Origin of the sequence: Alteromonas halophila (genome assembly GCF_014651815.1) — a bacterium.
GTDB classification, from domain to species: domain Bacteria; phylum Pseudomonadota; class Gammaproteobacteria; order Enterobacterales; family Alteromonadaceae; genus Alteromonas; species Alteromonas halophila.
In genome coordinates this window covers 1-25,684 of sequence record NZ_BMXP01000008.1, presented here as the reverse complement: position 1 = coordinate 25,684, position 25,684 = coordinate 1, and the positions used below count along the sequence as shown (strand labels likewise).

24 protein-coding genes and 1 rRNA gene are annotated in these 25,684 nt (G+C 48.4%); 18 read left to right on the top strand and 7 right to left on the bottom strand.

Annotated features, from left to right (window positions below; genetic code table 11):
• Position 1 precedes the first annotated feature (1 nt).
• Positions 2-892, bottom strand: a complete 891-nt coding sequence (yihG, locus tag IE054_RS13900; RefSeq protein ID WP_189407436.1) for a 1-acylglycerol-3-phosphate O-acyltransferase, YihG family — start codon at positions 890-892, stop codon at positions 2-4.
• Positions 889-1,803, bottom strand: a complete 915-nt coding sequence (yihG, locus tag IE054_RS13895) for a 1-acylglycerol-3-phosphate O-acyltransferase, YihG family (protein WP_189407434.1) — start codon at positions 1,801-1,803, stop codon at positions 889-891. Before yihG (IE054_RS13895) ends, yihG (IE054_RS13900) begins: the two co-directional genes overlap by 4 nt.
• 105 nt (positions 1,804-1,908) lie before the next feature.
• Between yihG (IE054_RS13895) and IE054_RS13890 the strand changes: the two genes are divergently transcribed.
• The 13 genes from IE054_RS13890 (at position 1,909) to IE054_RS13830 (ending at position 14,456) form a co-directional block, all read left to right on the top strand.
• Complete coding sequence (locus IE054_RS13890; protein ID WP_308428285.1) at positions 1,909-3,048, top strand: S-(hydroxymethyl)glutathione dehydrogenase/class III alcohol dehydrogenase; 1,140 nt, start codon at positions 1,909-1,911, stop codon at positions 3,046-3,048.
• Complete coding sequence (gene fghA / locus IE054_RS13885) at positions 3,048-3,890, top strand: S-formylglutathione hydrolase (RefSeq protein WP_189407432.1); 843 nt, start codon at positions 3,048-3,050, stop codon at positions 3,888-3,890. Before IE054_RS13890 ends, fghA begins: the two co-directional genes overlap by 1 nt.
• 182 nt (positions 3,891-4,072) lie before the next feature.
• The gene (locus IE054_RS13880; RefSeq protein ID WP_189407430.1) at positions 4,073-4,696 is read left to right on the top strand and encodes a trimeric intracellular cation channel family protein; all 624 of its coding nucleotides are present in this window, start codon (positions 4,073-4,075) and stop codon (positions 4,694-4,696) included.
• Between the two features lie 226 nt (positions 4,697-4,922).
• Positions 4,923-5,969: a tRNA dihydrouridine(20/20a) synthase DusA gene (dusA, locus tag IE054_RS13875; protein WP_268245070.1), complete on the top strand. Its 1,047-nt coding sequence runs from the start codon at positions 4,923-4,925 to the stop codon at positions 5,967-5,969.
• A gap of 198 nt (positions 5,970-6,167) precedes the next feature.
• Positions 6,168-6,446, top strand: coding sequence for a hypothetical protein (locus tag IE054_RS13870; RefSeq protein ID WP_189407429.1), 279 nt, complete (start codon positions 6,168-6,170; stop codon positions 6,444-6,446).
• A gap of 496 nt (positions 6,447-6,942) precedes the next feature.
• Complete coding sequence (gene pspA, locus IE054_RS13865; protein ID WP_189407427.1) at positions 6,943-7,617, top strand: phage shock protein PspA; 675 nt, start codon at positions 6,943-6,945, stop codon at positions 7,615-7,617.
• A gap of 55 nt (positions 7,618-7,672) precedes the next feature.
• Positions 7,673-7,876 (top strand): PspC domain-containing protein, encoded by a 204-nt coding sequence (locus tag IE054_RS13860; RefSeq protein ID WP_189407425.1) that lies wholly within the window; start codon positions 7,673-7,675, stop codon positions 7,874-7,876.
• Positions 7,873-8,202, top strand: coding sequence for a hypothetical protein (locus IE054_RS13855; protein ID WP_189407423.1), 330 nt, complete (start codon positions 7,873-7,875; stop codon positions 8,200-8,202). Before IE054_RS13860 ends, IE054_RS13855 begins: the two co-directional genes overlap by 4 nt.
• 129 nt (positions 8,203-8,331) lie before the next feature.
• The gene (locus IE054_RS13850; RefSeq protein ID WP_373293901.1) at positions 8,332-9,306 is read left to right on the top strand and encodes a DUF2333 family protein; all 975 of its coding nucleotides are present in this window, start codon (positions 8,332-8,334) and stop codon (positions 9,304-9,306) included.
• Positions 9,307-9,309: 3 nt separating this feature from the next.
• A complete protein-coding gene (locus tag IE054_RS13845) occupies positions 9,310-10,065 on the top strand; it encodes a TIGR04219 family outer membrane beta-barrel protein (protein WP_189407420.1) in 756 nt (251 codons plus the stop codon).
• Between the two features lie 113 nt (positions 10,066-10,178).
• Positions 10,179-11,999, top strand: a complete 1,821-nt coding sequence (locus tag IE054_RS13840) for an assimilatory sulfite reductase (NADPH) flavoprotein subunit (protein ID WP_189407418.1) — start codon at positions 10,179-10,181, stop codon at positions 11,997-11,999.
• The gene (cysI, locus tag IE054_RS13835) at positions 11,999-13,717 is read left to right on the top strand and encodes an assimilatory sulfite reductase (NADPH) hemoprotein subunit (protein ID WP_189407416.1); all 1,719 of its coding nucleotides are present in this window, start codon (positions 11,999-12,001) and stop codon (positions 13,715-13,717) included. The genes IE054_RS13840 and cysI overlap by 1 nt, the downstream gene beginning before the upstream one ends.
• A complete protein-coding gene (locus IE054_RS13830) occupies positions 13,710-14,456 on the top strand; it encodes a phosphoadenylyl-sulfate reductase (RefSeq protein ID WP_189407415.1) in 747 nt (248 codons plus the stop codon). Before cysI ends, IE054_RS13830 begins: the two co-directional genes overlap by 8 nt.
• Before the next feature lie 69 nt (positions 14,457-14,525).
• Here IE054_RS13830 and IE054_RS13825 read toward each other — a convergent pair whose 3' ends face one another.
• On the bottom strand, positions 14,526-15,425 hold the full coding sequence (locus IE054_RS13825; RefSeq protein WP_189407413.1) for a TIGR03899 family protein: 900 nt from the start codon (positions 15,423-15,425) through the stop codon (positions 14,526-14,528).
• Between the two features lie 190 nt (positions 15,426-15,615).
• On the opposite strand from IE054_RS13825, the gene IE054_RS13820 reads away from it, so the two are divergent.
• Entirely contained in the window at positions 15,616-17,841 is a 2,226-nt protein-coding gene (locus tag IE054_RS13820; RefSeq protein WP_189407411.1) for a bifunctional diguanylate cyclase/phosphodiesterase, read from the top strand.
• Positions 17,842-18,026: 185 nt separating this feature from the next.
• Entirely contained in the window at positions 18,027-18,344 is a 318-nt protein-coding gene (locus IE054_RS13815; protein ID WP_189407409.1) for a pyridine nucleotide transhydrogenase, read from the top strand.
• 33 nt (positions 18,345-18,377) lie between these two features.
• Here IE054_RS13815 and sthA read toward each other — a convergent pair whose 3' ends face one another.
• Together sthA and IE054_RS13805 are read right to left on the bottom strand one after the other, a co-directional pair.
• Positions 18,378-19,805 (bottom strand): Si-specific NAD(P)(+) transhydrogenase, encoded by a 1,428-nt coding sequence (gene sthA, locus IE054_RS13810; RefSeq protein WP_189407407.1) that lies wholly within the window; start codon positions 19,803-19,805, stop codon positions 18,378-18,380.
• Positions 19,806-19,953: 148 nt separating this feature from the next.
• Positions 19,954-21,075, bottom strand: coding sequence for an acyl-CoA desaturase (locus IE054_RS13805; protein WP_189407405.1), 1,122 nt, complete (start codon positions 21,073-21,075; stop codon positions 19,954-19,956).
• 311 nt (positions 21,076-21,386) lie between these two features.
• Here IE054_RS13805 and fabR point away from each other — a divergent pair, with 311 nt between their 5' ends.
• Complete coding sequence (fabR, locus tag IE054_RS13800) at positions 21,387-21,998, top strand: HTH-type transcriptional repressor FabR (RefSeq protein ID WP_189407403.1); 612 nt, start codon at positions 21,387-21,389, stop codon at positions 21,996-21,998.
• 9 nt (positions 21,999-22,007) lie between these two features.
• Here the strand turns inward: fabR and trmA are convergent, their stop codons facing one another.
• On the bottom strand, positions 22,008-23,099 hold the full coding sequence (gene trmA, locus IE054_RS13795; RefSeq protein WP_189407401.1) for a tRNA (uridine(54)-C5)-methyltransferase TrmA: 1,092 nt from the start codon (positions 23,097-23,099) through the stop codon (positions 22,008-22,010).
• 179 nt (positions 23,100-23,278) lie between these two features.
• Here trmA and IE054_RS13790 point away from each other — a divergent pair, with 179 nt between their 5' ends.
• Positions 23,279-24,604: a DUF5610 domain-containing protein gene (locus tag IE054_RS13790; protein WP_189407399.1), complete on the top strand. Its 1,326-nt coding sequence runs from the start codon at positions 23,279-23,281 to the stop codon at positions 24,602-24,604.
• Here the strand turns inward: IE054_RS13790 and IE054_RS13785 are convergent.
• Positions 24,601-25,068: an RNA recognition motif domain-containing protein gene (locus IE054_RS13785; RefSeq protein ID WP_189407397.1), complete on the bottom strand. Its 468-nt coding sequence runs from the start codon at positions 25,066-25,068 to the stop codon at positions 24,601-24,603. The genes IE054_RS13790 and IE054_RS13785 overlap by 4 nt on opposite strands.
• 505 nt (positions 25,069-25,573) lie before the next feature.
• On the opposite strand from IE054_RS13785, the gene IE054_RS13780 reads away from it, so the two are divergent.
• Positions 25,574-25,684: ribosomal RNA gene (locus tag IE054_RS13780) — 16S ribosomal RNA — on the top strand; the annotation flags it as partial.

The window sequence follows — 25,684 nt, the reverse complement described above, 5'->3', positions numbered from 1 at the left end:
CTTATCGCTCCAGTAACCGTTTTATGTGATTATCTTTTGACCCCCACAGCTGGTTCAGCCAGTCGTGAAAATAATGACGGGCATCGCTGTCAGCATCCGTGGGCACAATTTTCTGGTCAGGTACGTCCAGCACTTTGACGTCAATAATAATTCGCGTCATTTTGCCGCATAGCATGGCCATCATTGGGTGCCGTGTATTCTCAGGGTAGACCAGTGATACATCCAGCACATTCGTAAATAATTGCCCCATTGCAGCGAGAGTAAATGCGACACCGCCCGCTTTAGGTGGCAGTAAGTGCTGGTAGGGACTGGCTTTACTCTGATGCTTTCTGGTTGTAAAGCGGGTGCCTTCAACGAAGTTAATGACGGTGGTAGGCGTAGTGCGAAACTTGTCGCAATAAGCACGGGTTGTAGCCAGATCTTTCCCCTTTTTTTCAGGATGCTTTGCCAGATAAGCCCGGCTGTAACGGCGCATAAACGGCATATCCAGTGCCCAGGCTCCAAGCCCCACAAAAGGCAGCCAGATAAGCTCCTGCTTAAGGAAAAACTTTGGTGCGGGTATCCGGCCTGCCGCAAACTCAATCAATAAGATAATATCCAGGTAACTCAGGTGATTGGCTACGATCAGATACCAGCTTTGCTTTGACAGGCTGCCGTCGATATTGACATCGATGGTAACCGGGTTGAACAGGCGGATAAAAAACACGCTGCATTTACCAAAGGCAAACATCAGCAGGTGCATAACAGACAACATAGCACCGCGAAGTACCTGCAACGGCAATATAAGTTTAACCAGACCCAGAATGATGATTAGTCCACCCCACAGGGCCAGATTGAGTACCTGCAAACAAAAGTGAATGACAAAAATAAAGGGGGCAAGTAGCGCTCTCATGCTGTTGGTTCCGTTGCGCGCATACTGGCGATAAGCGCGTCTTTTTCTGTCCAGCGTTCATTAAGCCACGCCTGGAAGCGCGCTTTTGCTTCCGGATTGGTAAAATAGTCGTCGGTAAAAAAACCTGACTGTACAATCTCCTTAATTGGCGTGACCATAACATTCACATTGATATTTTTAACTTTACCGCTGACAAAGTCCCAAAATGACGGAACACCTTCGGGGTAGTCAATGGTGACATCAATCAGCTTGTGTAGCTGGTTGCCCATAGCCGACAATACAAAGGCCACACCGCCTGCCCGTGGCTTAAGCAGGTAGCGGTAAGGTGAGTTCTGTTCATCATGTTTTTGTTGTGAAAAGCGTGTGCCTTCAACAAAATTCATGATTGATACAGGTTTGAACCGGAATTTTTCACACGCACGACGCGTGGTTTCCATATCTTTTCCCTGCATATGTGGATGCTTAGCCAGAAACGCCTTGCTGTAACGGCGCATAAACGGGAAATCGAGTGCCCACCAGGCGAGTCCCAGAACCGGCACCCAAATCAGCTGTTGTTTCAGGAAAAACTTTAAAAACGGGATTTGTCGGTTAAATACGCGCTGAAGGACCAGAATATCAACCCAGGACTGATGATTCGCGATCACCAGATACCAGTCTTTTTGAGTGAGCTGGCTGAGGCCCTTAACCTGCCAATGTGTATTGCTGGTCATGCGCTGATTAAGGTTATTGCAGGTGATCCAGGCCGTTGCGCAGGCATCCAGTAAATAGGAAATAAAACGGCGCCAGGGCGCAAAGGGAATTAGCTTAAAAATGGAAAGAATAAATACCGGCGTAGTCCATAATATTGTGTTAAGAAAATACAGGGTGACTGAAAAAGCCCCCACTAAATGATGAAAAATACGTCTTATCATCGAGCTCACCTCAAAAATTAGACAGTTAGTGTAAACCATGTTGATCTAAAATCCGATAGAGCCTTTACTGAACGCTAATCCAACGCCCTGAGAAAGGAGAAGAATATGCAAGGTGAAACCATATCCTGTAAGGCTGCTGTGGCATGGGGAGCAGGTAAGCCCCTGTCAATTGAGACAGTTGAGGTTGCACCACCCAAAGCGGGTGAAGTACGAATCAAAATCCTCGCCACAGGTGTGTGTCATACAGATGCATTTACATTGTCCGGTGATGATCCTGAGGGAATATTTCCCAGCATTCTGGGTCACGAAGGCGGCGGCATTGTCGAGTCCGTGGGCGAGGGCGTGACCAGTGTCAGTGTGGGTGATCATGTGATCCCGTTGTATACGCCTGAGTGTGGCGAATGTAAATTTTGTAAGTCAGGTAAAACTAATCTGTGCGGAAAAATTCGTGAGACACAAGGCAAAGGGCTAATGCCTGATGGCACTACCCGGTTTAGCAAAGACGGCGAAACCCTGTACCACTATATGGGAACATCAACCTTCTCCGAATACACCGTATTGCCCGAGATTTCACTGGCAAAAGTAAATAAAGAGGCGCCGCTTGAAGAAGTGTGTCTGCTTGGGTGTGGCGTTACCACTGGTATGGGGGCCGTACTAAATACCGCGAAGGTGGAAGAGGGCGCTACGGTCGCAGTTTTCGGTCTGGGTGGTATTGGTTTATCCGCCATTATCGGTGCTCAGATGGCGAAAGCCGGGCGTATTATTGCCATTGATATCAACGAAGATAAGTTTGAACTTGCCAGACAGCTAGGGGCCACCGATGTGGTGAACCCGAAAAACTATGACAAACCTATTCAGGAAGTCATTGTGGATCTCACCGACGGTGGCGTTGACTATTCCTTCGAATGTATCGGTAACGTCGACGTGATGCGCTCTGCACTGGAATGCTGTCATAAAGGCTGGGGCGAGTCTGTGATCATTGGTGTGGCGGGCGCCGGTCAGGAAATTTCGACCCGGCCGTTCCAGCTGGTTACCGGGCGCGTATGGCGCGGCACGGCATTTGGTGGGGTTAAAGGGCGTTCAGAGTTGCCAGGTATTGTTGAGCAGTACCTCAATGGCGAAATTCCGTTAAAGACCTTTATTACGCACAAGATGCCGCTTCAGGATATAAACGAAGCGTTCGACCTGATGCATGAAGGAAAAAGTATACGTAGTGTCGTGCTGTTTGATGAGGCTGAAGCGTAATGGATATTATCAGTGAAAACCGGGCATTCGGCGGACGACACATTCGCTACAGCCACGCATCGAAGGTCACCAACTGCACGATGACGTTTGCGGTCTTCCTGCCCCCTTTTGCCTCAAAAGATAATCCGGTGCCAGTACTGTACTGGCTCTCAGGGCTGACCTGTACCGATGAGAACTTTATGCAAAAGGCCGGGGCAATGAAACTGGCGGCGCAACTGGGCATGGCCATTGTGGCGCCGGACACCAGTCCGCGCGGCGATGATGTTGCCGATGCCCCAGACGGTGCCTACGATTTGGGTCTTGGTGCAGGCTTTTACGTGGATGCCACGCAAGCGCCCTACGCGAAGCACTATCAGATGTACAGCTACATCACACAAGAGCTACCGGAACTAATAGAAAGCAACCTGCCGGTTACCCGGGAACGTGCTATCAGCGGTCACTCAATGGGTGGCCACGGGGCCATCATGATTGGGCTTCGTAACCCAAGGCGGTATACGTCTGTGTCAGCGTTTAGCCCAGTCAGTAACCCCACTGATTGTCCCTGGGGACACAAAGCGTTTGGCGCGTATCTGGGGGAAGATAAAAGCACCTGGCAGACTTATGACTCTGCTGAGCTTTTAAGAAGTGAAAAGCATGAGGTTCCCTTGCTGGTTGAACAGGGCAACGATGATCAGTTTCTGCAGGAGCAGTTAAAGCCTGAGGCGCTGGTGAATGCAGCGCAACAATCTGACAGCCAGCTAACCCTGAACATGCACGATGGCTATGACCATAGTTACTTCTTCATTGCCAGCTTTATTGATGAGCATCTGGAGTTTCATGCCTCGCATTTGGGGCTGATTTAAACGTTCTCAGTAACGTGTTTCTAACAAGGGCCGCTAAGGCCCTATTTTATTTTCGTTCCGCCACGCACCTCTGTACTTGGGGAGTCGTTTCGGTATTTTTAGTTCATTGTGCTGAACTAGGGCTGTCGAACATTACGTATATGTAATCCAGGTTAACGTAACAGAAAAATGGGCCGCGTGCGGTGAGCAGTGATTACTTCCTTTTCTTAAATTTAGTAGGTGTAGCTTTCTTTGCCGTTTCAGGGACCCTGATGGGCTACGACAAAGAGGTCGATGGTATTGGCGTGATCGTTTTGGCTTCTGTCACCGCTCTGGGGGGCGGAACCTTGAGAGACATCTTGCTTGATGAGCCAATCTTTTGGATCGATCAGGTTTACTATCTGTATTCGACGTATATTGCCATCCTTCTTACTATTCTCTCTATTCGGCATGTATCCAGATTGTCGCAAAATTACTTATTGTTTTTCGATGCAGTAGGGCTGGGGCTGTTTAATATTATTGGTATCGAAAAGTCGCTCATTAACGAAACTGGCATGGTTGTCGCCATCACCATGGGGGTTACCACCGGTGTATTTGGTGGCCTTATCCGCGACGTTATCTGTAAGGAGATTCCATTGGTGATGCGTGGCGAGTTATATGCCACGGCCTGTATTGCCGGCGGGCTTGTGTACGCTGCCTTGTTGTATGCTGGCGCGCCATATGCTTGGTGCATACTGGGTGCGTTGTTTACCACCGTCTTTTTGCGACTTGGTGCCATTCACTGGGGATGGCAGCCAAAATTATACCGTAAGAAAAATCCTGGATAACAGGCGAATCAGCAGGGGATTTTTTGGCAAACCAGCCTTTGAAACTTTTGTCGAGGTCGACGAAAGTAAATGCCGATAGTACAAATATTTCCCCTGGCGGCTAACACCTGCAATTAATGTGCATGCTGTCCTGTGTTAAACTCTCACCTAACGTGTTTTGACCTGGGGCGTTATGTATTCACTACTATTGCAACGCTCCTTTAACCCAAGCAGAGAGAGCAGGTAAGTGGCTGAAGTATTCAAACCGGCTGACAATAGCACAACTAACAATATCGACAGACGCTTCTCCGTCGCGCCAATGCTGGATTGGACAGATCGCCACTGTCGCTATTTTATGCGGCTTTTAACAAAGCGGGCTGTGTTATATACCGAAATGGTCACCACGGGCGCGCTGATTTTCGGTAAGGGCGACTACCTTGCGTTCAATGAAGAGGAGCACCCAGTGGCGCTGCAGCTTGGCGGCAGCGATCCTGATGATATGGCGCGCTGCGCAGTAATGGCGCAGGAGCGTGGTTATGATGAAGTAAACATCAATGTAGGCTGTCCATCTGACCGGGTAAAAAATGGTAGCTTTGGTGCCTGCCTGATGGCGCAGCCTGAGACAGTAGCGAGAAGTATCAAAGCCATGCAGGCTGTGGTCGATATTCCGGTCACCGTAAAGTGTCGCATTGGCATTGATGATATGGACGAATACAAAGACTTCGCACACTTTGTGGATGTGGTGGCGTCAAGCGGCTGTGATACCTTTATTATTCATGCGCGCAAAGCCTGGCTTCAGGGGTTAAGCCCTAAGGAAAATCGTGAGGTGCCGCCACTAAACTACCCCAGAGTTCATGCGCTTAAACAGGCACACCCCAATTTGTCTGTTAGCATCAACGGCGGTATCAAGACGCTTGAGGAAGCAAAGCTTCAGCTTCAGCATGTAGACGGTGTGATGGTAGGCAGAGAAGCGTACGCCAATCCCTATCTGCTGGCAGAGGTTGATTCGGCTGTGTTCGGTGATGTGTCAGCGGCCCCTTCACGTAAAGAAGTCGTTTTGGCTATGAATGAGTATATACAACGCCAGAATGACCCCTACTTTAAACCCTGGCACGTTGCCCGTCATATGCTTGGGTTGTTTCAGGGCCAGGCTGGCGGCCGTGTCTGGCGCCGATATCTGAGCCAGAATGGCACCGGTAAAAACCCCGATCCAAATTTATTGCTTAATGGTCTGGCTGCACTGGAAGAGGCCCAGTCCAATGTTAAAGCGTTTAAGGATGCCAAAGTTGGTTAATTTCACCAAGTCTATGGTTAATTATACTAAAGTTTGAACTGGCACGTGCTGAACTCATTGCTGATTTGGGTGAGCGTATTTTAAAGTTCTTAAAAATCAGTGTATTAGAGTAGCTCTTCAGATTGGCACAGCTCTCGCTATACCTTCTATGTGAGGGTCACATGGTGTGACCCGCTACTAAACATCGAGGGTACACACATGAAAGCGTCAACACTTATTATTGCATCCGTACTGACAGTCGGCACCTTTAGTGGTCAGGCTCAGGCAAATGAATCTGGTCTTGATCGGTTTGTAAGTCATCTGGTTGCACAGACTGTTTCTATGACCACCAATGAACTGGAAAACAGTGCCAGACAGCTGGTAGCAAACGCGTCACATATGTTCGAACTAGACGCCGCAACGGTATCGACTCGTGTAAGCGTGACCGATCTGGCGGCAGAAAAGCCCGAAAAAGAGACGCAGGACACGGGTGAGTAAAGCCATGACCGGGCAGCTCGGTCTGTTCATCATTTTATTGGTGCCGGTAGTTTCTTTTTTAGTTGGCGGGCTGCTGTTCTCACGTTATTCAGTGAAAGATCGCCCACGCAATGTCACGCATAGACCGGCACAATCTGTTCCCCTGCACCATTCCTAGCAGATAATTGTCTTCGCAATTATCTGCTTTTTTATTCCCATCTTCCCTAATTGTACCTGTGCACGCATAAACAAATATCGTCGGACATATATGCGTTGCCTCCCTGGCTGAGTGTCGGCTCAGCGCTACGAGATTTAGGTTAATAGTGGGTATGGTTAATTTAACCACTACCTATGGCGATATTGACTAAAAAATAATAAGCGATAGCTGCAGAACAGCGATTGAAAAAGTCGCATTAAATAAAAGTAAATAAAAACAATATCTTAAAACTTGGCATGGTGATTGAAAAGAATTAAAAGAGCAACTCGCAAACCGCTTACAAATGTTGAGGAGAAGAACATGGGTATGTTTTCAAGAATGAGCGACATCGTACAGGCCAATATCAATGCCATGCTGGATAAAGCAGAAGATCCTGAAAAAGTGATTCGACTGATCATCCAGGAAATGGAAGAAACCCTGGTCGAAATTCGGACTCAGGCAGCGACTTACATTGCTGAGCAAAAGCACCTAGATCGCAAACTGGAACGGCTGCAAAAAGACAGTAAAAGCTGGCAGCAAAAAGCTGAGCTGGCTATGGACAAAGATAAAGAGTCTCTGGCCCGAGCGGCACTGCTGGAGAAGCAAAAATGTGAAGCTGCCCGCAGTGAAGTGTCCGGGCACTATCAGCAACTGACAGAAATGCTGGAGAAAATACAGGATGACACCGGGCGTTTGCAGAGCAAGCTGGCCGAAGCGAAAGCAAAACAGAAGTCGCTGGTGGCACGCAAAAATACAGCCGCTGTGCGACTTAAAGCACGAAACGTCGATCACAGTGACAAAATTCAGAATGCCATGTCACGGTTCGAACAGTACGAGCAGCGTATTGATTACCTGGAGGCGCAAGTGGACTCCTATGATGTGGTATCCACAACAAATGCGGATCCTCAGTCACTGAATGCGCAGTTTGCAGCGCTCACGTCAGACGATGACGTGGAAAAAGAACTGGAAGCGATGCGTAAAAAGCGGGTGGCATAAGCCATCCCGCTCGATACGAACCTACACTATTTAACGACCATTGGTGGAGATGATTATGAAAATGCCAGGTAACAAACGAATTTATCGTGATACAAATGACGCAGTTATCGCTGGCGTATGTGCAGGCACTGCGCGGTATCTGGGCGTGGATTCCGTTTGGGTACGCGCCGGGGCCGTCATAGCTGCATTTATGCTGCCGGGAATTACATTGCTGGCATACCTCGCTGCGGTGTTTCTGTTACCACGGTGGTCGTCATGAAAAAGATCCTGATAGCGATTGTTCTCGCCGTCGTAATAGTGAACTGTTTCAGCGCGCTTGCTGATAGCATGACCGGAATAAATATAGTGATGGCTGATGAATTACTCTCACCGTTAGAAGGCATTTTGGTCATTTCTGTTCTGGCTGCCGTATTTGCTGTTGTTGGATTTGTAGTAGCAGTAAGTTTGTTCGGAGCGCTATTGATTGCTGGCGTCGCAGGAATACTTGCTCTGGTCGTTGCCGGCGTCAGCGTATTCTGGCCTGTTTTGCTGGTGGCAGGCGCGTTGTTGTTAATAAAAAGAACGCAGCAAAGTCCTGCAAACTAAGCGCTAAAAGAGGCGAGTTGCTGTAAAGTTCGTTATGCTACAGTTGACGTGTTAACTTACCGGCGCCAGTGCGCCGGTTTTGATTTTAGACGCAGAAAGGTTGCCGAGATGACAGGAAAATCAATAAATATGAAATGGGTAGGGCTGGGTATTGCCATACTGGTCTTTGTTTTTTGGCTGATTGGTGTTTTCTGGAGTGATGAGCCTGATACGTTTGATGTCAGAGAGAGGGCAATGGCTGCCGCTGGTAGTGAACGGGACGCCAGCGTTGCAGGGTTCACCATCACTACGGCAATGATAGAAGTGTCACGAACCCTGCTGGAAAAACCAGGCGGTTACTTAGCTAACGATGTAACCCCTCCCAGTGTTTTGTTAGATAACATTCCTGCATGGGAATTTGGGGTGCTTGAGATGGTACGCGACCTGTCACTGTCGATGCGCAAGGACTTCAGTCGTTCCCAGTCACAGTCAATGGAAAACCCTTTTCTTACCAAGGCGCACCCGCAATTTAATATGAACCATCGCAGCTGGCTGTTTCCCTCCGCCGAATCCTATTATAAAGAAGGCATCGATTATCTGCGGGAATATCGCTCTCATCTGGTCGATGGCCAGGACAGTGACAGTCAGTTTTATACCCGGGCGGATAATCTTCGGGAATGGCTTAAGCAGGTGGAGAAACGGCTTGGCAGCTATTCGCAGCGCCTTAGTGCCAGTGTCAGTTCCGAGCGCATTAATACCGACTTAGCCGGCGATAGCCGCGCCCGGCAGTCAACACCGAGTGCCCGACAGCGCGTAGTAAAAACCAGTTGGTGGAAACTGGATGACAACTTCTATGGAGCGCGGGGGGCAACCTGGGCATTGCTTCATTTTCTTAAAGCGGTAGAAGTGGAATTCGCTGATGTCCTGGAAGACAAGAATGCCACGGTCAGTCTTGAACAGATTATCCGCGAGCTGGAGGCCACTCAGCAGACTGTCTATAGTCCTATGATCCTTAATGGTGGCGGCTTTGGTATGCTAGCTAATCACTCGTTAGTGATGGCGAACTATATTTCACGTGCCAACGCTGCTCTAATAGAGCTGTCAGAGCTGTTAAACCAAGGATAATTAATGAATAAACTGACTATTGCTGCGCTGTTTTTGGGTAGTGGTCTTTCTTTTAGCGCCTGCGCTGATACCTTCGCCGGTGTCTATGTGGGCGCTCAAGGCTGGCATACCGGCGTAACAGGTGGCTATGCGGATAGCGAAAATACCGCCGCATTTAATTTTGACGACAAAACCAATAGCTCGTTTTATGTCGCCTTTGAGCATTTTGTCCCTTTCGTCCCGAATGCCAAGGTAAGTCGTACGACCATGGATTCGGCAGGGACGACTAATCTGACAACGGATTTCACGTTTGAAGGCAATACCTATACGGCGAATACCAATGTGGTTACTGATTCGCAGATGACGTCAACAGACCTTATTCTGTATTACGAGTTATTTGATAATGATCTGGTCAGTTTCGATTTGGGAGTAAATGGAAAGTATATTGACGGAACCTTCTCCGTTGAAGATACACAGAGTGCGACCTCTGGGGTGAAGGATTTTTCCGGTATCGTGCCGACGTTGTATTCACGTTTCGGGGTGGGACTGCCGTTTACTGGTTTGGCAGCCTATGCTGAAGGCAGTTATCTGTCGTTTGATGATCACACTCTAAGCGATTACCAGCTCGCCGTCACGTATAGCTTTATCGAGAGCCTGGCAGTGGATATGACGGTGCAACTGGGTTACCGGAATGTCAGCGTCGACATTGAAGATCTGGATGGTGCCTATGCCGACTTAGAATATGATGGGGTCTTCGCAGGGCTGGAACTACATTTCTAATCGTGCCGCATCTTTCCTATAAGCACTGAAAGTAATAAAAAAGTGTTATTTATTCTTTTCTCTTCACCATGAAACTCGTTAGCCTTTACACATCGTTGTAAGGCTAATGAGTTATGACACAGAATCCATCAAATACAATATCACCCGGCGGTATACTGAATGAAACCCAGTGGAATGCGGTTACACGCGCGCTGTCGGGCCTTGACCACACTCAGCTGACCTGGGTCAGCGGCTACGCTGCCGGACTTGCTGCCGGACAAGGCGCAGCTGCGATGCCTGTCGCGGGCGCAGATGGTGCGGCATCCTCTTCGTCCACGCTGACAGTGCTGTATGGCTCACAAACGGGCAATGCCAAAGAACTCGCGACGCAATTTCAGGCAAAAGCGGAAGAAGCCGGTATTACCAGTAAGCTGGTAAGTATGGCTGACTACAAGCCACGCCAGCTGAAAAATGAGACACATGTGGTGGTCTTTGTCAGTACACATGGCGAGGGTGATGCGCCAGATGATGCCATCGAATTTCACGAGTTTCTGGGCGGTAAGAAAGCGCCTAAACTCAGCAGCCTGAAATACGCTGTGCTGGGGCTGGGAGACTCAAGTTATGAGTTTTTCTGTCAGACCGGCAAAGATATCGACTCGCGATTATCTGCACTGGGCGCCTCGTCGGTGGTTGGCAGAGCAGACTGTGATGTCGACTATGAAAGTCAGGCCGGGCAATGGTCAGAGTCGGTGATTAACGCCGTGAAGGACGATTTTGCAGATGGAAGCACTGGCGCCGTGGCTGTACAGACAGGCGCAGCAATTCCGCAGGCTGGCGCGCAAACGTATTCGAAGAAAGCACCGTTTAAAGCGACCTTGCTGGAGTCACAAAAAATAACCGGACGCGACTCGGTTAAAGACATCCGCCACATTGAAATTAGTCTCGAGGATTCGGGGATTACCTATCAGCCTGGGGATGCACTGGGTGTCTGGTTTAAGAATGCGCCGGCACTGGTGAACAAATTCATTGAGCAGCTGTCTCTGGATGGTGAGGCCGAGGTCACCGTGGCGGATGAAGTGATGTCGCTTCGCGATGCACTGACCAATAAGCTTGAGCTGACCTTGAGCTATCCGGCGTTTCTGAAAGCCTATCAGGCGGCCACGCAATCCGAGACACTGGCGGAGCTAATGGCAGATAAAGCGACATTGCGCACCTATCTTGCTGAGCGACAATTGATTGATGTGGTCGTCGATCATCCTGGTTCGATCACTGAACAGCAACTGGTTGATGCCTGCCGACCGCTGACGCCGCGACTTTATTCTATTGCATCAAGTCAGGCCGAAGTGGACGATGAAGTCCATCTGACGGTAGCTCATGTTGATTATGAAGCCTTTGGTTATCGTCATCAGGGCGGTGCGTCTGGCTATGTATGCGAGCACCTGGAAGAGGGCGGCGAAGTGGAAGTGTATGTTGAGAGTAACAACAACTTCCGGCTGCCAGAAGATCCCAATACACCTGTGATTATGGTGGGGCCAGGCACAGGTATCGCGCCGTTTCGGGCGTTTATGCAGGAACGTGAAAGTCAGGATGCAGAAGGCAAAAACTGGCTGTTTTTCGGTAACCCACATTTCACCCAGGACTTTCTGTATCAGGTAGAGTGGCAAAGCTATGTGAAAAGCGGCATTTTGAACAACATCACGTTGGCTTTTTCACGCGATCAGCAAGACAAAATATATGTTCAGCATCGCCTGACAGAGCATGGCAAAGAGGTATTCGACTGGCTTGAGCAAGGCGCACACTTCTATGTGTGTGGTGATGCAATGCATATGGCAAAAGATGTGGAACAGGCCTTATTGACGCTTATCGCCGAACACGGCAATAAGTCTGAGGAAGAAGCCAAGCAATATTTGGTCGGACTACGCAAGGCAAAACGTTATCAGAAGGATGTCTATTAATGAGTAACGAGAAATCGCCCTTCATTGTTGAAGGCAAGCTGTCTGACAACGAAAGGTTAAAAAACGAAAGTCGCCACCTGCGCGGTACCATTGAAGAGGATCTGAAAGATGGTCTGACCGGAGGCTTCAACGGGGATAATTTTCAGTTGATTCGCTTTCACGGCATGTATCAGCAGGATGACCGTGACATTCGCGCCGAGCGCAGCAAGCAAAAATTAGAGCCCCTGCATAATGTTATGCTGCGGGCCCGTCTGCCTGGCGGTGTCATTACGCCGCAGCAATGGCTGGTGATCGATAAATTTGCCGAGGATCATTCTCTCTACGGTAGCATCCGGCTCACCACACGGCAGACATTTCAGTTTCACGGCGTGTTAAAGCCTGATGTAAAGCTCATGCATCAAACGCTCAATAAAGCGGGCATTGACTCTATTGCCACCGCTGGTGACGTCAACCGAAATGTACTTTGTACCTCAAACCCGGTGGAGTCAGAGCTGCATCTGGAAGCCTGGGAATGGGCGAAGAAAATCAGTGAGCACCTGTTGCCTAAGACGCGCGCCTACGCAGAAATATGGCTCGATGGTGAAAAAGTTGAAAGCACGGAAGACAACGTCGAGCCGATACTGGGCGATACCTATCTGCCCAGAAAGTTTAAGACCACCGTGGTTATTCCACCGCAAAATGATGTGGATGTGCATGCCAATGATCTGAACTTTGTCGCGATTGCTGAAAACGGCAAACTGGTTGGCTTTAATGTGCTGGTTGGCGGTGGTCTGGCGATGACCCATGGCGATACCTCAACGTACCCCCGCAAAGCGTCTGAATTTGGCTTTGTAGCGCTTAAAGATACCCTTGCTGTGGCGGAAGCAGTAGTCACCACGCAGCGTGACTGGGGTAACCGGGTTAACCGTAAGAATGCCAAGACTAAATATACGCTGGAACGGGTTGGTGTGGACAACTTTAAGGCCGAAGTTGAGAAACGTGCTGGCATTCAGTTTGCCGAAACGCGCCCCTATACCTTCACGAGCCGCGGCGATCGCTTTGGCTGGGTGGAAGGCATTGATGGCAAGCTGCACCTGACCCTGTTTATTGAGAACGGCCGCATTCTGGATTATCCCGGAAAGCCGCTTAAAACTGGCTGTGCCGAAATAGCAAAAGTGCATCAGGGCGATTTTCGCCTGACGGCCAATCAGAACCTTATTATCGCCGGGGTACCGGCTGATCAGAAAGAAACCATCGATAAACTGGCACGTGAGTACGGACTGATCGCGCCGTCCGTGTCTAACCAGCGCCTGGATTCCATGGCGTGTGTGTCACTCCCGACCTGTCCACTGGCGATGGCGGAAGCCGAGCGGTATCTGCCTGACACGGTAACTGAGCTTGAAGGTCTGCTCAAAAAGCACGGTGTTGAAAGTGACAGTATTATTTTTAGGGTGACTGGCTGCCCAAATGGGTGTGGGCGCGCCATGCTGGCGGAGGTTGGCCTGGTCGGGAAAGGACCTGGTAAATACAACCTGCACCTGGGGGGAAATCGCGAAGGGACGCGTATTCCCAGAATGTACCGAGAAAATATCAGCCACGAGGAGATCATGACCATTCTGGATGAGCTTATCGGTCAATGGTCTGCAAAGCGGGACACTGATGAAGGATTTGGTGACTTCCTGATCCGGACAGAAGTGATAAAGCCGGTGGTTGATTCGGCAAGAGATTTTTATGACTAGCACAGCGCAAGAAATGTCGACAACACTGTCTCTGGTCATTAGTTCAGGTAAGCTCGACGAGATCAATGCTGAACTTGAAACAATGGATGCGCCAGAGCGCATTCAATGGGCGCTTGCCCATTTGCCAGGCAATCACATTCTGTCATCAAGCTTTGGTGCGCAGTCTGCTGTAATGCTGCATATGGTCAATCAGGCCCAGCCGAATGTGCCGGTAGTACTCACCGACACAGGGTACCTGTTCCCGGAAACCTACCAGTTTATCGACGAGCTTGTAGATAAACTGCAGCTAAACCTGCACGTCTATCATGCTGCCTTGTCTCCTGCCTGGCAGGAAGCAAGATTTGGCCGGCTGTGGGAGCAGGGACTGGAGGGTATTGAAAAATACAACCAGATGAATAAAGTCGAACCCATGCAACGGGCATTGAAGGAGTTGCAAGCCGGTACCTGGTTTGCGGGGCTGCGACGCAGTCAGTCTGACAGCCGGGAAAAGCTGCCCGTGCTGCAAAAAGTGGGAGATCAGTTTAAGTTTTACCCCATAATCGACTGGACCAACAAAGACTTGCATTATTATCTCAAAGAGCATGGGCTGTCATATCATCCCTTATGGGATAAAGGCTATGTGTCGATTGGCGACTGGCACACCACATCATCGCTGGCCGAGGGGATGGAAGAACAGGATACTCGCTTCTTTGGCCTTAAGCGCGAATGTGGTTTGCACGAATTCGGTGACGGAATCTAATTGAGACGTTGAGAAAATTCAATAGAAACAGTCGTCATTAGTGAATGGGAGCAGGTAACGCTCCCGTTTTTATTGGACAATAAATACACGCCCCAGAATCTGTCGCAGTGCAGCCATGTAGGCCTGATTATCCTGTCTGCCTACCAGGCGGAAAAGTTCTGCACCGACCGACGTGAATTTGTAGTAGACCAGTGCGACACCAGCCCGGCGACTGGTTAGTTCAAAAGTTTCTGGCCCGCATCGCCACTGAGTATGATGTCCTTCCGCAAATTCCCCGCTTTCAATTTCACTGGCATACAGTAATTTCATATCCTGCAATGCTAACAGGTCGGGATACGACAGACCGAATGATGAAATGTTAAGCTGCTCTGGAACCGGGCGTCGAATCAAAGACAGTAGTCCCTTTCGAACATGATAGCCAACCAGTACACGAGGCACACTGTCGCCGGCTCGTCGGCTTGCGATACTGACGGCTCTGCTGAAAATGACGGCATCACGGTGAGTGAGCGATTCCAGCGTCTGCAGACTTCGTCTTGAAAAGCTGCCCGGATGACTGACCTCAACTGCAAAAATTTTCCCCCATAGCTCCTGCATTGCCGGCGAATGTATATTTTCTGCCAGCGAACAAAACGAAAAAAACCAGTCAGGATCGACGTTATCTGCCTCCTTGTCACCGACACTGACATTAAGTGCTATATTTAGGATGGCCTGCAGATTGTCTATCTTCTGCATTTCACGGATTTGGCGTCGACGTTCAAGAATATGGAGGCGTTGTGATGCGTCATTGGTAGACATGGACGGTGAGATACCGACCCGGGCAAAAAGCGACAACATCTTATCCTGTATCTTTGACTCTGATTGAGCGCGAGGGGACGATGTCGGCAGTGGTGTAGACTTCTCTTCGACATTCCTGGTGTCTTTACTGACCTTGCTAATGTCGCTTGTTGTAGTGCCTGGGGTTACTTTCATAGTGCAGCTTATGGGTAATAAGGTTTACGACAGCGGCGTCGAGTATAAACTTTCATTTAGACTTTTGAAGTAGACTTAACAGATGTTCGCTGGTACAACTGAGTTAGGAAAGACTATTGCACTGTAGCGAACACTTTGCAATTCCCCATCGTCGCTGGCGATGCAACAGGTAGTGAGGGTTTATTGAAGTATGTCGGGGACGGATTACGAAAACGACGAGCTCGTCTTTCTCGATGAAGGTAGTGGCGAACTAGATACAAAGAGTTATAAAGCGTGGAATATTCTTATTGTTGATGACGATGAGGAAATTCATACAGTTACCAGACTGGCGCTGACAGATCTCATCGTAAATGATCGAAAATTGAATTTCCTTCATGCCTATTCTGGTGGGCAGGCAAAAGAAATACTTCACGAATATGGCAACCGGATTGCGATCATCCTGCTGGATGTTGTCATGGAAACCGACGACGCGGGCTTTGATGTTGTGCACTATATTCGTGAAGATATGCGGCTGCCTGAACCGCGCATAATTCTTCGTACCGGCCAGCCAGGCTACGCACCTGAAGAAGAAGTCATTAAAAATTACGACATTAATGACTATAAAACGAAGACCGAGCTCACCCGGGGGCGATTGCTAACAACCGTTATTTCGTCAATACGATCATACCTTCAAATTCTTACCATCAACCAAAACCGTTTTGGTCTGGAGAAGATCATTGCCTCTTCCGCCAACCTGTTTGAAGAGCATTCAGTGAAAGGGTTTTGTGAAGGTGTCGTGACTCAAATAAGCTCACTTATTGGTCTGGACGCGGAAGGGCTTTTGTGTGCCCGTGCCGGATCAGTGCTGGACCGTGATGATGATGGTGTATATGTCCTCGGTGCCGCGGGCGGCTTTGCGCAGTTTATTAACGAACCTATCGAAACCGTACAAAGTGATGAAATTGTTGAACAGGTGAATCGGTGCCTGCGCCAGAAACGTCATATCTTTGAGACTGATTCGTCGGTGCTATACATCAACCGTGCAGGCTTTGAAGCGGCCGTTTATGTCAACATGGTGAAAGACATTAATGAACTGGATAAAAGCTTGCTGGAAGTTTTTCTGTCCAGTATTTCAGTGGGTTATGAAAACGTAAACCTGTTTCATGAATTACGAAACGCAGCCTTCAGAGACTGGCTGACACGACTGCCTAATCGCAACGAATTTATCAATATGCTGGACAAGCCACATATGTATGGCTCCGACAATGCAAATGTTGCGCTGATTGATATTAATCACTTTTCTGACATTAATGATGGATTAGGTCAGGAAGCGGGGAACGAATTGTTGCGGGCTGTGAGCAACCGGCTTGAAAGCCACTTTTCTTCGGCTGTGCGAAAAGGCCGGATAGGCTCGGATGTATTCGGGCTGATTGGGTCGGAGGAAGAGGTCTGTCCGGACAACATTAATAAAATGTTCCAGTCTTCTTTTCAGGTCGGTGACCATACTTTGCCCGTTAATGTGAGAATAGGGCTGTGCAAGCTTGATAACACCAGAAAAATTGGTATTGAGCTGCTTAAACGCACCAACATCGCTCTTAACCGGGCGAAGAAAAATATCACCGACAACTTCAAGTATTTCGCTAAAGACATAGAAGACAAAACCACCTGGCGACTCAATATGATCCGTCGACTGCGAAATGATTTTGCAGATCGTAAGTTACAGTTGTGGTTTCAGCCTCAGGTTGATCTGGTCAGCGAAGAGGTGGTTGGCATGGAAGGTCTGTTGCGCTGGCCCGACGGTGAAGGCGGGTATATTTCGCCGGCTGTTTTTGTGCCGCTTGCCGAATACTCAGGTCTCATCGTTGATATTGGTCAATGGGTACTTGAAGAGTCCTGTCGACGTATTGAGCAACTGAAGGACCAGGGGTATGGTCACCTTCGCGTAGCGGTGAATATATCCATTCCGCAGTTTCGCGATCGCTGTTTTGTGAGACGGGTGACTGACGCGCTGTCAGCGCATGACTGCGACCCCAGCCGGCTCGAGCTTGAGATCACGGAAAGTGTTGTAATGGATGAGCCACAGATTGTCGTTGATGCTCTTCGTTCCCTGAAAAAACATGGCGTTGCCATTGCGATTGACGATTTTGGTACCGGCTTTTCTTCGATGAGCTATTTACAGCAGTTACCGCTTGATCGGCTTAAAGTTGATCGGTCTTTCGTCAGTGATATCAAGCCTGGCCAAACGGCTGTGCTGGCAGAAACAATCGTGACACTGGGGAATAAGCTGGGGCTACAAACCATTGCTGAGGGCGTCGAGAAGCGCGAACAGGCCAGTTTCATGATAGAGCTGGGATGCGATGAAGCGCAGGGATATTTATTCGCACGCCCAATGCCGTTTGATGATCTGATGGCATTTCTTGGTGCTAAGCAATCGTAATGAGTTGTTGGAGTAGCGTGGAAAGCCTGACAGCAATTTTGCGTGGGTAGCTAACAATTTTAAAATATTTCACTGTGTCATATTAGTGTCACATAGCTATGATCCAGATTTGACTTACTTCTGTAATCACCGTATATTGATGTTAACAGTATATTAATTCTTACTGTGATTAGAGGAGAAAAGACATGCGTAAAGTGGTACTTGGATTAGCAATGCTAACCTGTTTTGGTGTTGCGCATGCGGAATCTGGTAATAATCAGCTTTTCGACTGTATGGACGCAGCAACGTTCGAAATGAATGATCAATGTATGGCTGATACTATAAGCAGCAACGTTGGTTACCGTAATGCACAAAATGAGATTTTCTCAGGCGCTAGCGAGAGTCAGGGTGACTACGCTATCGCAACGCTGACCTTCGATCAGACAAAAATGCAGATTGATGTTGTCGCTCACAAAGACGCATTAAGTGCAATGAACGCAATGGTCACGCCACAATCCAAATAAAGAAAAAACCGGCAGTTGCCGGTTTTTTTATGTTCAGAATATTCTGTTTAAGCCATTTATAGCAGCGACCCGATAGGCTTCTGCCATAGTCGGATAATTGAATGTGGTGTTCACAAAATACTCAATGGTATTTCCCTTACCCTGTTGCTGCATAATTGCCTGCCCGATATGAACAATTTCAGATGCCCGTTCTCCGAAGCAATGAATACCTAATACTTCCAGGGTCTCACGGTGGAACAGAATTTTAAGGCTTCCCACTTCAGTAGACGCAATTTGCGCTCTGGCAAGGTGCTTGAACTGTGCTCTGCCTACCTCGTAGGGCACTTTGGCTTCCGTTAGCTCCTGCTCTGTCTTACCGACTGAGCTAATTTCAGGGATGGTATAGATACCTGATGGAATATCCTGAACCAGCGCGGACTGGGCCTGCCCCTCAAGCATTGCCTGTGCGGCAAAGCGGCCCTGATTATATGCGGCGGATGCCAGGCTGGGATAACCAATCACATCGCCAACCGCATAGACGTTCTCTACCTCTGTTCTGTAATCCGCATTTACGCTGAGTTGTCCTCGGCCATCAGCTTTAAGCCCGATATTTTCCAGATTTAACTTATCTGTATTGCCGGTCCGGCCATTTGCAAAAAGCAGGCAGTCAGCGCGCATACGTTTGCCAGACTTAAGGTTCAGAATAACGCAGTCATCTCTGCCCTCTACGGATTCATATGTCTCATTATGGCGAATGAGGGCGCCGTTGTTCCAGAGGTGATAACTAAGCGCATCAGAAATTTCCGTATCAAGAAACGACAGCAGACGATCCCGCATATTGACCAGATCGACTTTTACCTTCATACCTCTAAAAATACTGGCATACTCAGAGCCAATCACACCGGCCCCATAAATAATGACTGACTTGGGATCATGATCCAGCGACAAAATGGTGTCAGAGTTGTAGATGCGGGGATGCGAGAAGTCGATGTCATCCGGACAATACGGGCGAGATCCTGTTGCCAGTGCGACCTGTTTAGTGGTTATTACATCTTTGGAGCCGTCCTGACGCACAACCTGTAATGTATGCGCGTCAATAAAGCTGGCTTCACCATAGTGCATGGTTACCCGATTTCTGTCATAGAACGAGGCGCGTAGCTGTGTTTGCTTGCGGATCACGCCACTGGCGTGCTTCATCATCTCAGCAAAGGTCAGGTTTCTGCTGATATGGCTGTCGGCAAACAGGGGGGAGTTATTATACTCAATCAGGCGACTCACAGAATGCCTGAGCGCTTTAGATGGGATTGTCCCCCAGTGAGTACAGCCACCGCCGACTGCCTCGTAGCGTTCTATTACCGCAACATTTTTGCCTGATTTGGCCAGTTGCATGGCCACACCTTCACCACCTGGGCCGGTACCAATGACCACGGCATCGTACTGAAAACTCTCTTCGTCTTGCTTTGTTTTTTTCTGTTTAGCCATGCCTGCTCACTATTTGAATACAATTTGTTTAAACAACAATACGTTAGTTTAACAGTCTGAGTTTAGCAGGATGGTCTTAGAATGACAGGGAGTATTTATCAGGTAGGAAATACCTGACCCTGGAGCACAGGATCAGGTGTGAGAGGCATTACGCGAACTGAAACTTTTGAAGCTGTAACCACTTTTCGCGTTGTACAGCCAAAGCGTGTTTGAGTTCCTTATATTTGAAATCCAGCTCGAAACTTTCCAGAGACTGTTTTAGTGATTGCTGACGCAGTTTTACCAGGCGCTTTTTGGTCGCATAGTATTCTGACATTTTTGACATCAGCAGCTCATATTCATCCTGAACAAGCGCAAGAATTTCATCTGCATTGGGCAGGTGCAACGCTCTTTCATTCGCTTGTTTAAGCTGCATCGCAAGACGCGCTTTTTCAATACGCTCTTCAGGGCAACGGCGAAGGTTTCGGGTCAAGCGCAGGTAAGAGAGGCCGCGAATCAACCATTTTGTAGGATCGTACTGCCACCAACGAATACCGTTGCGATAGTCGTACTCAAAAATATGATGGAAATTGTGATACCCCTCACCAAAGGTGAACAATGCCAGTATGCCGTTATCCCGAGCAGTATTCCCATCGGTATAAGGCTGACGTCCCCAGAAATGGGCCAGCGAGTTAATGAAGAACGTCACATGGTGAACCATTACCAGTCGCAGCACGCCGGCGATGAGGACCATACCCAGCACATCACCATTCAGCCAGCCGAGCGCTGCGGTGATACCAAAGTTTGATGCCAGTACGATAGGCAGGTAATACTTATGCTGCCACATTACCACTGCATCCTTTTGCAAATCGCGGCAGTTTTTATAGTCGGCATAGCGTGTTGCCTGATATTCACGCAGCATCCAGCCTATATGTGCAAACCACAGTCCGCGCTTTGCCGAGTAGGGGTCTTTGTCATTGTCATCAACATGGCGGTGGTGAACACGGTGATCGGATGACCAGTGTAGAATACTGTTTTGCACTGCCATGGCACCGCCAATGGCAAGAATGGTTCTTACCACCGGGTGCGCATCATACGATTTATGCGACCACAGACGGTGATAGCCTGCAGTAATAGACATGCCAGTAAAAAAGAACAGAAAAATGGCAACGCCGATTTCTACCCAGTCTATTCCGGCCGCAGCGACCCACAGCGGGACACCGATAAATGCGATTAATGCACTCAGTACAAATACCAGTACATTGGTCAGAATAATTGGTGGTTTTTTCATAACTTCATATTTCAGCTTACAACTGTGCGCTAAGATAACCTTTTTGCAGAATTCAGGCAACTTAAACGGTGAGAAGACAGAAAGTTTAATGTTAGAAGCCGTTAGATTGGACAAGGTAAGCACAGTAAGATGGCTGGGCTCGTCCTTCGGGGCTTACAGCCGGGCACCTACCTCTGCGTTGGCCTTTTTGACTTAACCCGTTAGGCCTGCAAAAGACCGCCTTGACCAGGCACTTGGCTGTGAGCCTGAGTGGCGATAGACTTGTTCGCACCTTCCCTGGTATACCATCACTTTTTCAGGAGCAGCAGATTGTGAGTCGACAGGAACAAAAGCTCAAAACCCGGCAGAAACTGATCGACGCAGCGTTTACGCTGCTCGACGAAAACCGCAGTCTGTCAGCCATTAGCTTACGGGAGGTGGCACGGGAAGCGGGCATTGCCCCCACATCGTTTTATCGGCACTTTAAAGACATGGATGAACTGGGCCTGACGCTGGTGGATGAAGCCGGACTCGCGTTGCGGCAGTTAATGCGTCAGGCGAGGCGTCGCATTGCTACTGGTGGTGGGGTCATTCATACGTCAGTAGAAACGTTTCTGGAATTTATTGAGGCCAATAAAAACGTGTTCCGGGTGTTGTTACGGGAGCATACCGGCACATCAGCAGCGTACCGGTTGGCCGTTCTGCGTGAAATTCAGCATTTCATTAAGGAGCTGACGGACTACATTGTTGAGCAACAGAAAGTTGATTATGTGATTGCCACGAACCAGGCGGATGCCATGGTACGCCTGGTGTTTAGTGCAGGGGCTGAGGCGCTTGAAGCGGATGCAAAAATGCGCCTGGAAATTGCACAGCGTGTCAAACTTCAGTTGCGTTATATTCAGCTTGGATCAGCAGCTGCCCACGGTAGTTCTGACGATCAATAGTGCTTCTGTCTATTTTCTTTTCAGGCGGACGCCGGCCTCAATGTGGTGTGTAAATGGAAACTGGTCAAACAACGCACAGTTTTCGATGCTGTGAGTCTGACACAACACCGAGAGATTGTCGTGAAGCGTATCAGGGTTACATGAGATATAGATGATATTATCGTAGTGTTGAATCATTTTGAGTGAGTCCAGGTCGAGCCCTGCGCGAGGCGGGTCAACCAGCACTGTCGAAAAGTCATAGTCACTCAGATCCATATCACCAAGACGCTTAAAGGTTCTGCCATGGACCAATGCTTCGGTAAATTCTTCTGCGGACAGACGAACAATTTCAACATTATTCAATGCATTCGCCACAATGTTGTACTGCGCAGCCTGCACCGAAGGTTTCGCGATTTCCGTGCCAACCACCCGGTTGAAATGGGTCGCTAGCGGCAATGAAAAATTACCGGCACCGCAATATAACTCGAGCAGGTCGCCGGATAATTGCTGGCTGACATCCAGAGTCCACGCAATCATGTCGCAGTTTACGATAGCATTAGGCTGGGTAAAGCTGTTTTCGATATGTTTGAAAATATACTCACGCCCGTTAACGGGTAATCGCTCAATGACAAAGTCATGACCAACGATACGCTTTTGCTTTCTTGCTCTGCCAATGATGCTGACAGGGTGTTCATCGCTTAGTTGCGCCTGCAGCCGGACTGCTTCCTGTTCCCATTCATCATCAAGTGGTTTGTGGTAGAGCAAACTAATAACCATCTCTCCCGACAATGCGGTTAAGTAGTCGACCTGAAAAAGTTTGGTACGCAGCAACGGGTTGTCTCTCAACGCATCAAGTAGGCGATGCATCATCGTATTGATATTTTCTGCTGCAGCAGGGAGTGCGTCGACGCGATACTTTTCCTTCGTCTTCTGATCGAACATTATGTGGTACAGGTCATCACCATCATGCCAGACCCGGAATTCGGCCCGCATTCGATAGTGCGTTTCCGGTGAAGGATAGACACACAGAGCAGGGGCATTGTGCTTGTCCAGCAAAGTCTGAAGACGCGTAACTTTTTCCTCCAGTTGTTGTGTATAAGACGTGGATTGTGCCAAAGTCATTGTCTTCCCCCTGTTTGCATCACTAGCGATAAGGCTGCGAATTGTAGAGTGATTTTTAATAAGTGCAACTGCCACACCTTCCTGTCCGGTGAGTATCCAGAAAGATTAAATTTGCATTATTATTAAACAATTTCATTTTTTTGCCGATACACTCATTGAGGATAGTGAGGGCAAAAATTATGAACGTAGGTCAAATCAAGGCATTTCTTGGTGACCAGAATTCTTCTGTGAACCCGAGTACGGCAATTAAAAAGCAGTTGCAGGAAGAAGGACTGAAGCAGGCGGCAGAAATGATGAATCGCCAGGCAACCTCGGTCAGCATGTCAGCATCGCAAACATCCATTGGGTTACGCATTTTTAGTGGGGCTATGTCCAATAGCGTCAATGTGGACGGTAAGAATCCGTCACCCGAATCACTTGAGAAGCGGGAAAAAGGCGATAATCAGCCTGCTTCCTTATTCGATTTTGAGAAGGTTGCGAAAAACGTAATGCGTTTTGTTGGGGGGGTCATTGAAGGTGCCGCAAAAAGTGGTGCTGATGAATCGCGCTTAAACTCCCTGTTTGGTCAGGCTCGCTCAGGCGTCGCCAAAGGGATCGCAATGGCTGAGAAAGATATTGGTAGGTTTATGAATGAAGATATCAGAAATGGGATATCGCGCAGTCGTGAACTTATTGGTAATGAAATCGATTCTCTTGAGTCGCGCTTACTTTCAAGAGGGGAAGAAACCAGCCAGGTTTCTCAACTTGCTATGAGCGCATTGAACTCAAATACGGGATCATTGCTGATTCGAACCCGGGATGGTGATGAGCTTACGTTGCGTTTTGAGAACGTCCAGCAATTTACCTACAACCAGCAGACTCGTTTTACCTCGTCACAGGATACAAATACTGATGTCGGTAGCAATGGCCAGCAAGGTCAGACTACCCGAGTTTCCGCATCGGAATCTGTTCTGTATCAGTTCTTTCAGCGAAGTGGAGTTAGTTTCTCGCTGGAAGGGGAGCTGGACGAGGACGAGCTTAAATCAATCGCTGATTTAGTCGGTCGTGCGAACGATTTGGCCGACACCTTTTTCGCCGGCGATCTGGATAAGGCGTTTGAAGATGCTCTTAATCTTGGTTTTGATGACAAAGAACTGGTTGGCTATGCTCTGCAATTAAATAGCAATAATCAGGCGGAGGTTGTACAAACATACGAAAGTATTAAGCATTACAGCGATGAGCAGCCAGATGCAAACAAATATGGTAATGCCGTTAGTCCTGTCTCGCAGTACATTGATAAAATGCTTAACACGATGGATGCTGCTGGCAAGCAGCTGGAAAGCGGTGAACAGTACAACACCATGATCAATGGATTGATTGGTGAGATGAAGGACGTTCAGGTTCCGGATTTGATATCAGCGATTAATCGCTTCCATATGTTTAACAGGCAATTGTTAGATGCGATGCCTGCGACGGCTGCTGAGCAAACGGACAAACCGGATACTCAGCAACAGCCCGACGCTTAATTGTTGTCGTTTTTATCCTTGGCGGGGCGGACCTTGAGGGTTCGCTCCTGAAAGGTGGTGTCATTTAACTGGTCTATAGCCGAGTCCACGTCATCGGTAACAACTTCAATAAAGCCATACCCCTTTCGTTTACCGGTTTTTCTATCCTTCATTAGCCTGACAGACTGAACAGCAATAAAATCGCTAAAGAATGCTTTAACGGCATCTTCATTAGCGCGATACGGGAGGTTACCAACATACAGTGTTGAGACGTCGGCGGAGGACACATCTGATTGTTGGTTAGTCGTCCGTTCCCGACTGCTGATAAGTGATGCCAGAATTGGCGTGATAATACCGCTCACTAATAGCGACAAAGAAACCGTTAAGGGAAGATTTGAATTAATGTTTGCCGAAGCAAAGATTAAATATCCAAGAATTGCCAGAACCGCGCTAATAATTACGCATTGAATCATACCTACTTTCATATACCTTCCTTTCTATTTGTTATTGATGATAATGGGAGGCTCTGTGTAGTTTACTCATTTGTAACAAAATGAACAATAAGTTGTGAAAAACAGCCTGAGAGAGCCGTTATAGGTAGCTATAACCTGACAAAATGGCTGCTACAGGTCAATACGTGAGCGAACAGTAAAAAAAGATAAAATTTCTATTGATCTTTAAAATCCGGTGCGTACAATGCGCACCACGTTCTGAGGGGGCTCAGCCACATCAGGACCGGATGCGAAAAGCGGTTTTAAAAAATTGAAACAAACTTGAAAAAGGCGCTTGACACTGGCATTAAGCAATGTAAAATGCGCATCCCGCTTCGGGGTAAGACCTAAAGCAAGACGCTCGAAAGATTAATCTTAAAAGCGTGCCAATCGGCAAAGCCGGTTGTCAAAATGTTCTTTAAAAATTTAGGCAAGACAATCTGTGTGGGCACTCGTTAAGAGTGTCAACCGACGATTCATAAAGGTTTTTCGATATATTTAATTGAAGAGTTTGATCATGGCTCAGATTGAACGCTGGCGGCAGGCCTAACACATGCAAGTCGAACGGTAACAGGAAGTGCTTGCACTTCGCTGACGAGTGGCGGACGGG

What these genes read in the sequence shown, in the direction of transcription:
- IE054_RS13830 (WP_189407415.1), top strand. Translation starts at nt 13,710, where the DNA reads ATGACTAGCACAGCGCAAGAAATGTCGACAACACTGTCTCTGGTCATT.
- pspA (WP_189407427.1), top strand. Translation starts at nt 6,943, where the DNA reads ATGGGTATGTTTTCAAGAATGAGCGACATCGTACAGGCCAATATCAAT.
- IE054_RS13815 (WP_189407409.1), top strand. Translation starts at nt 18,027, where the DNA reads ATGCGTAAAGTGGTACTTGGATTAGCAATGCTAACCTGTTTTGGTGTT.
- IE054_RS13840 (WP_189407418.1), top strand. Translation starts at nt 10,179, where the DNA reads ATGACACAGAATCCATCAAATACAATATCACCCGGCGGTATACTGAAT.
- IE054_RS13890 (WP_308428285.1), top strand. Translation starts at nt 1,909, where the DNA reads ATGCAAGGTGAAACCATATCCTGTAAGGCTGCTGTGGCATGGGGAGCA.
- IE054_RS13855 (WP_189407423.1), top strand. Translation starts at nt 7,873, where the DNA reads ATGAAAAAGATCCTGATAGCGATTGTTCTCGCCGTCGTAATAGTGAAC.
- IE054_RS13820 (WP_189407411.1), top strand. Translation starts at nt 15,616, where the DNA reads ATGTCGGGGACGGATTACGAAAACGACGAGCTCGTCTTTCTCGATGAA.
- cysI (WP_189407416.1), top strand. Translation starts at nt 11,999, where the DNA reads ATGAGTAACGAGAAATCGCCCTTCATTGTTGAAGGCAAGCTGTCTGAC.
- yihG (WP_189407436.1), bottom strand. Translation starts at nt 892, where the DNA reads ATGAGAGCGCTACTTGCCCCCTTTATTTTTGTCATTCACTTTTGTTTG.
- IE054_RS13850 (WP_373293901.1), top strand. Translation starts at nt 8,332, where the DNA reads ATGAAATGGGTAGGGCTGGGTATTGCCATACTGGTCTTTGTTTTTTGG.
- IE054_RS13860 (WP_189407425.1), top strand. Translation starts at nt 7,673, where the DNA reads ATGAAAATGCCAGGTAACAAACGAATTTATCGTGATACAAATGACGCA.
- sthA (WP_189407407.1), bottom strand. Translation starts at nt 19,805, where the DNA reads ATGGCTAAACAGAAAAAAACAAAGCAAGACGAAGAGAGTTTTCAGTAC.
- yihG (WP_189407434.1), bottom strand. Translation starts at nt 1,803, where the DNA reads ATGATAAGACGTATTTTTCATCATTTAGTGGGGGCTTTTTCAGTCACC.
- fghA (WP_189407432.1), top strand. Translation starts at nt 3,048, where the DNA reads ATGGATATTATCAGTGAAAACCGGGCATTCGGCGGACGACACATTCGC.
- IE054_RS13805 (WP_189407405.1), bottom strand. Translation starts at nt 21,075, where the DNA reads ATGAAAAAACCACCAATTATTCTGACCAATGTACTGGTATTTGTACTG.
- IE054_RS13790 (WP_189407399.1), top strand. Translation starts at nt 23,279, where the DNA reads ATGAACGTAGGTCAAATCAAGGCATTTCTTGGTGACCAGAATTCTTCT.
- IE054_RS13845 (WP_189407420.1), top strand. Translation starts at nt 9,310, where the DNA reads ATGAATAAACTGACTATTGCTGCGCTGTTTTTGGGTAGTGGTCTTTCT.
- trmA (WP_189407401.1), bottom strand. Translation starts at nt 23,099, where the DNA reads ATGACTTTGGCACAATCCACGTCTTATACACAACAACTGGAGGAAAAA.
- IE054_RS13785 (WP_189407397.1), bottom strand. Translation starts at nt 25,068, where the DNA reads ATGAAAGTAGGTATGATTCAATGCGTAATTATTAGCGCGGTTCTGGCA.
- IE054_RS13870 (WP_189407429.1), top strand. Translation starts at nt 6,168, where the DNA reads ATGAAAGCGTCAACACTTATTATTGCATCCGTACTGACAGTCGGCACC.
- IE054_RS13825 (WP_189407413.1), bottom strand. Translation starts at nt 15,425, where the DNA reads ATGAAAGTAACCCCAGGCACTACAACAAGCGACATTAGCAAGGTCAGT.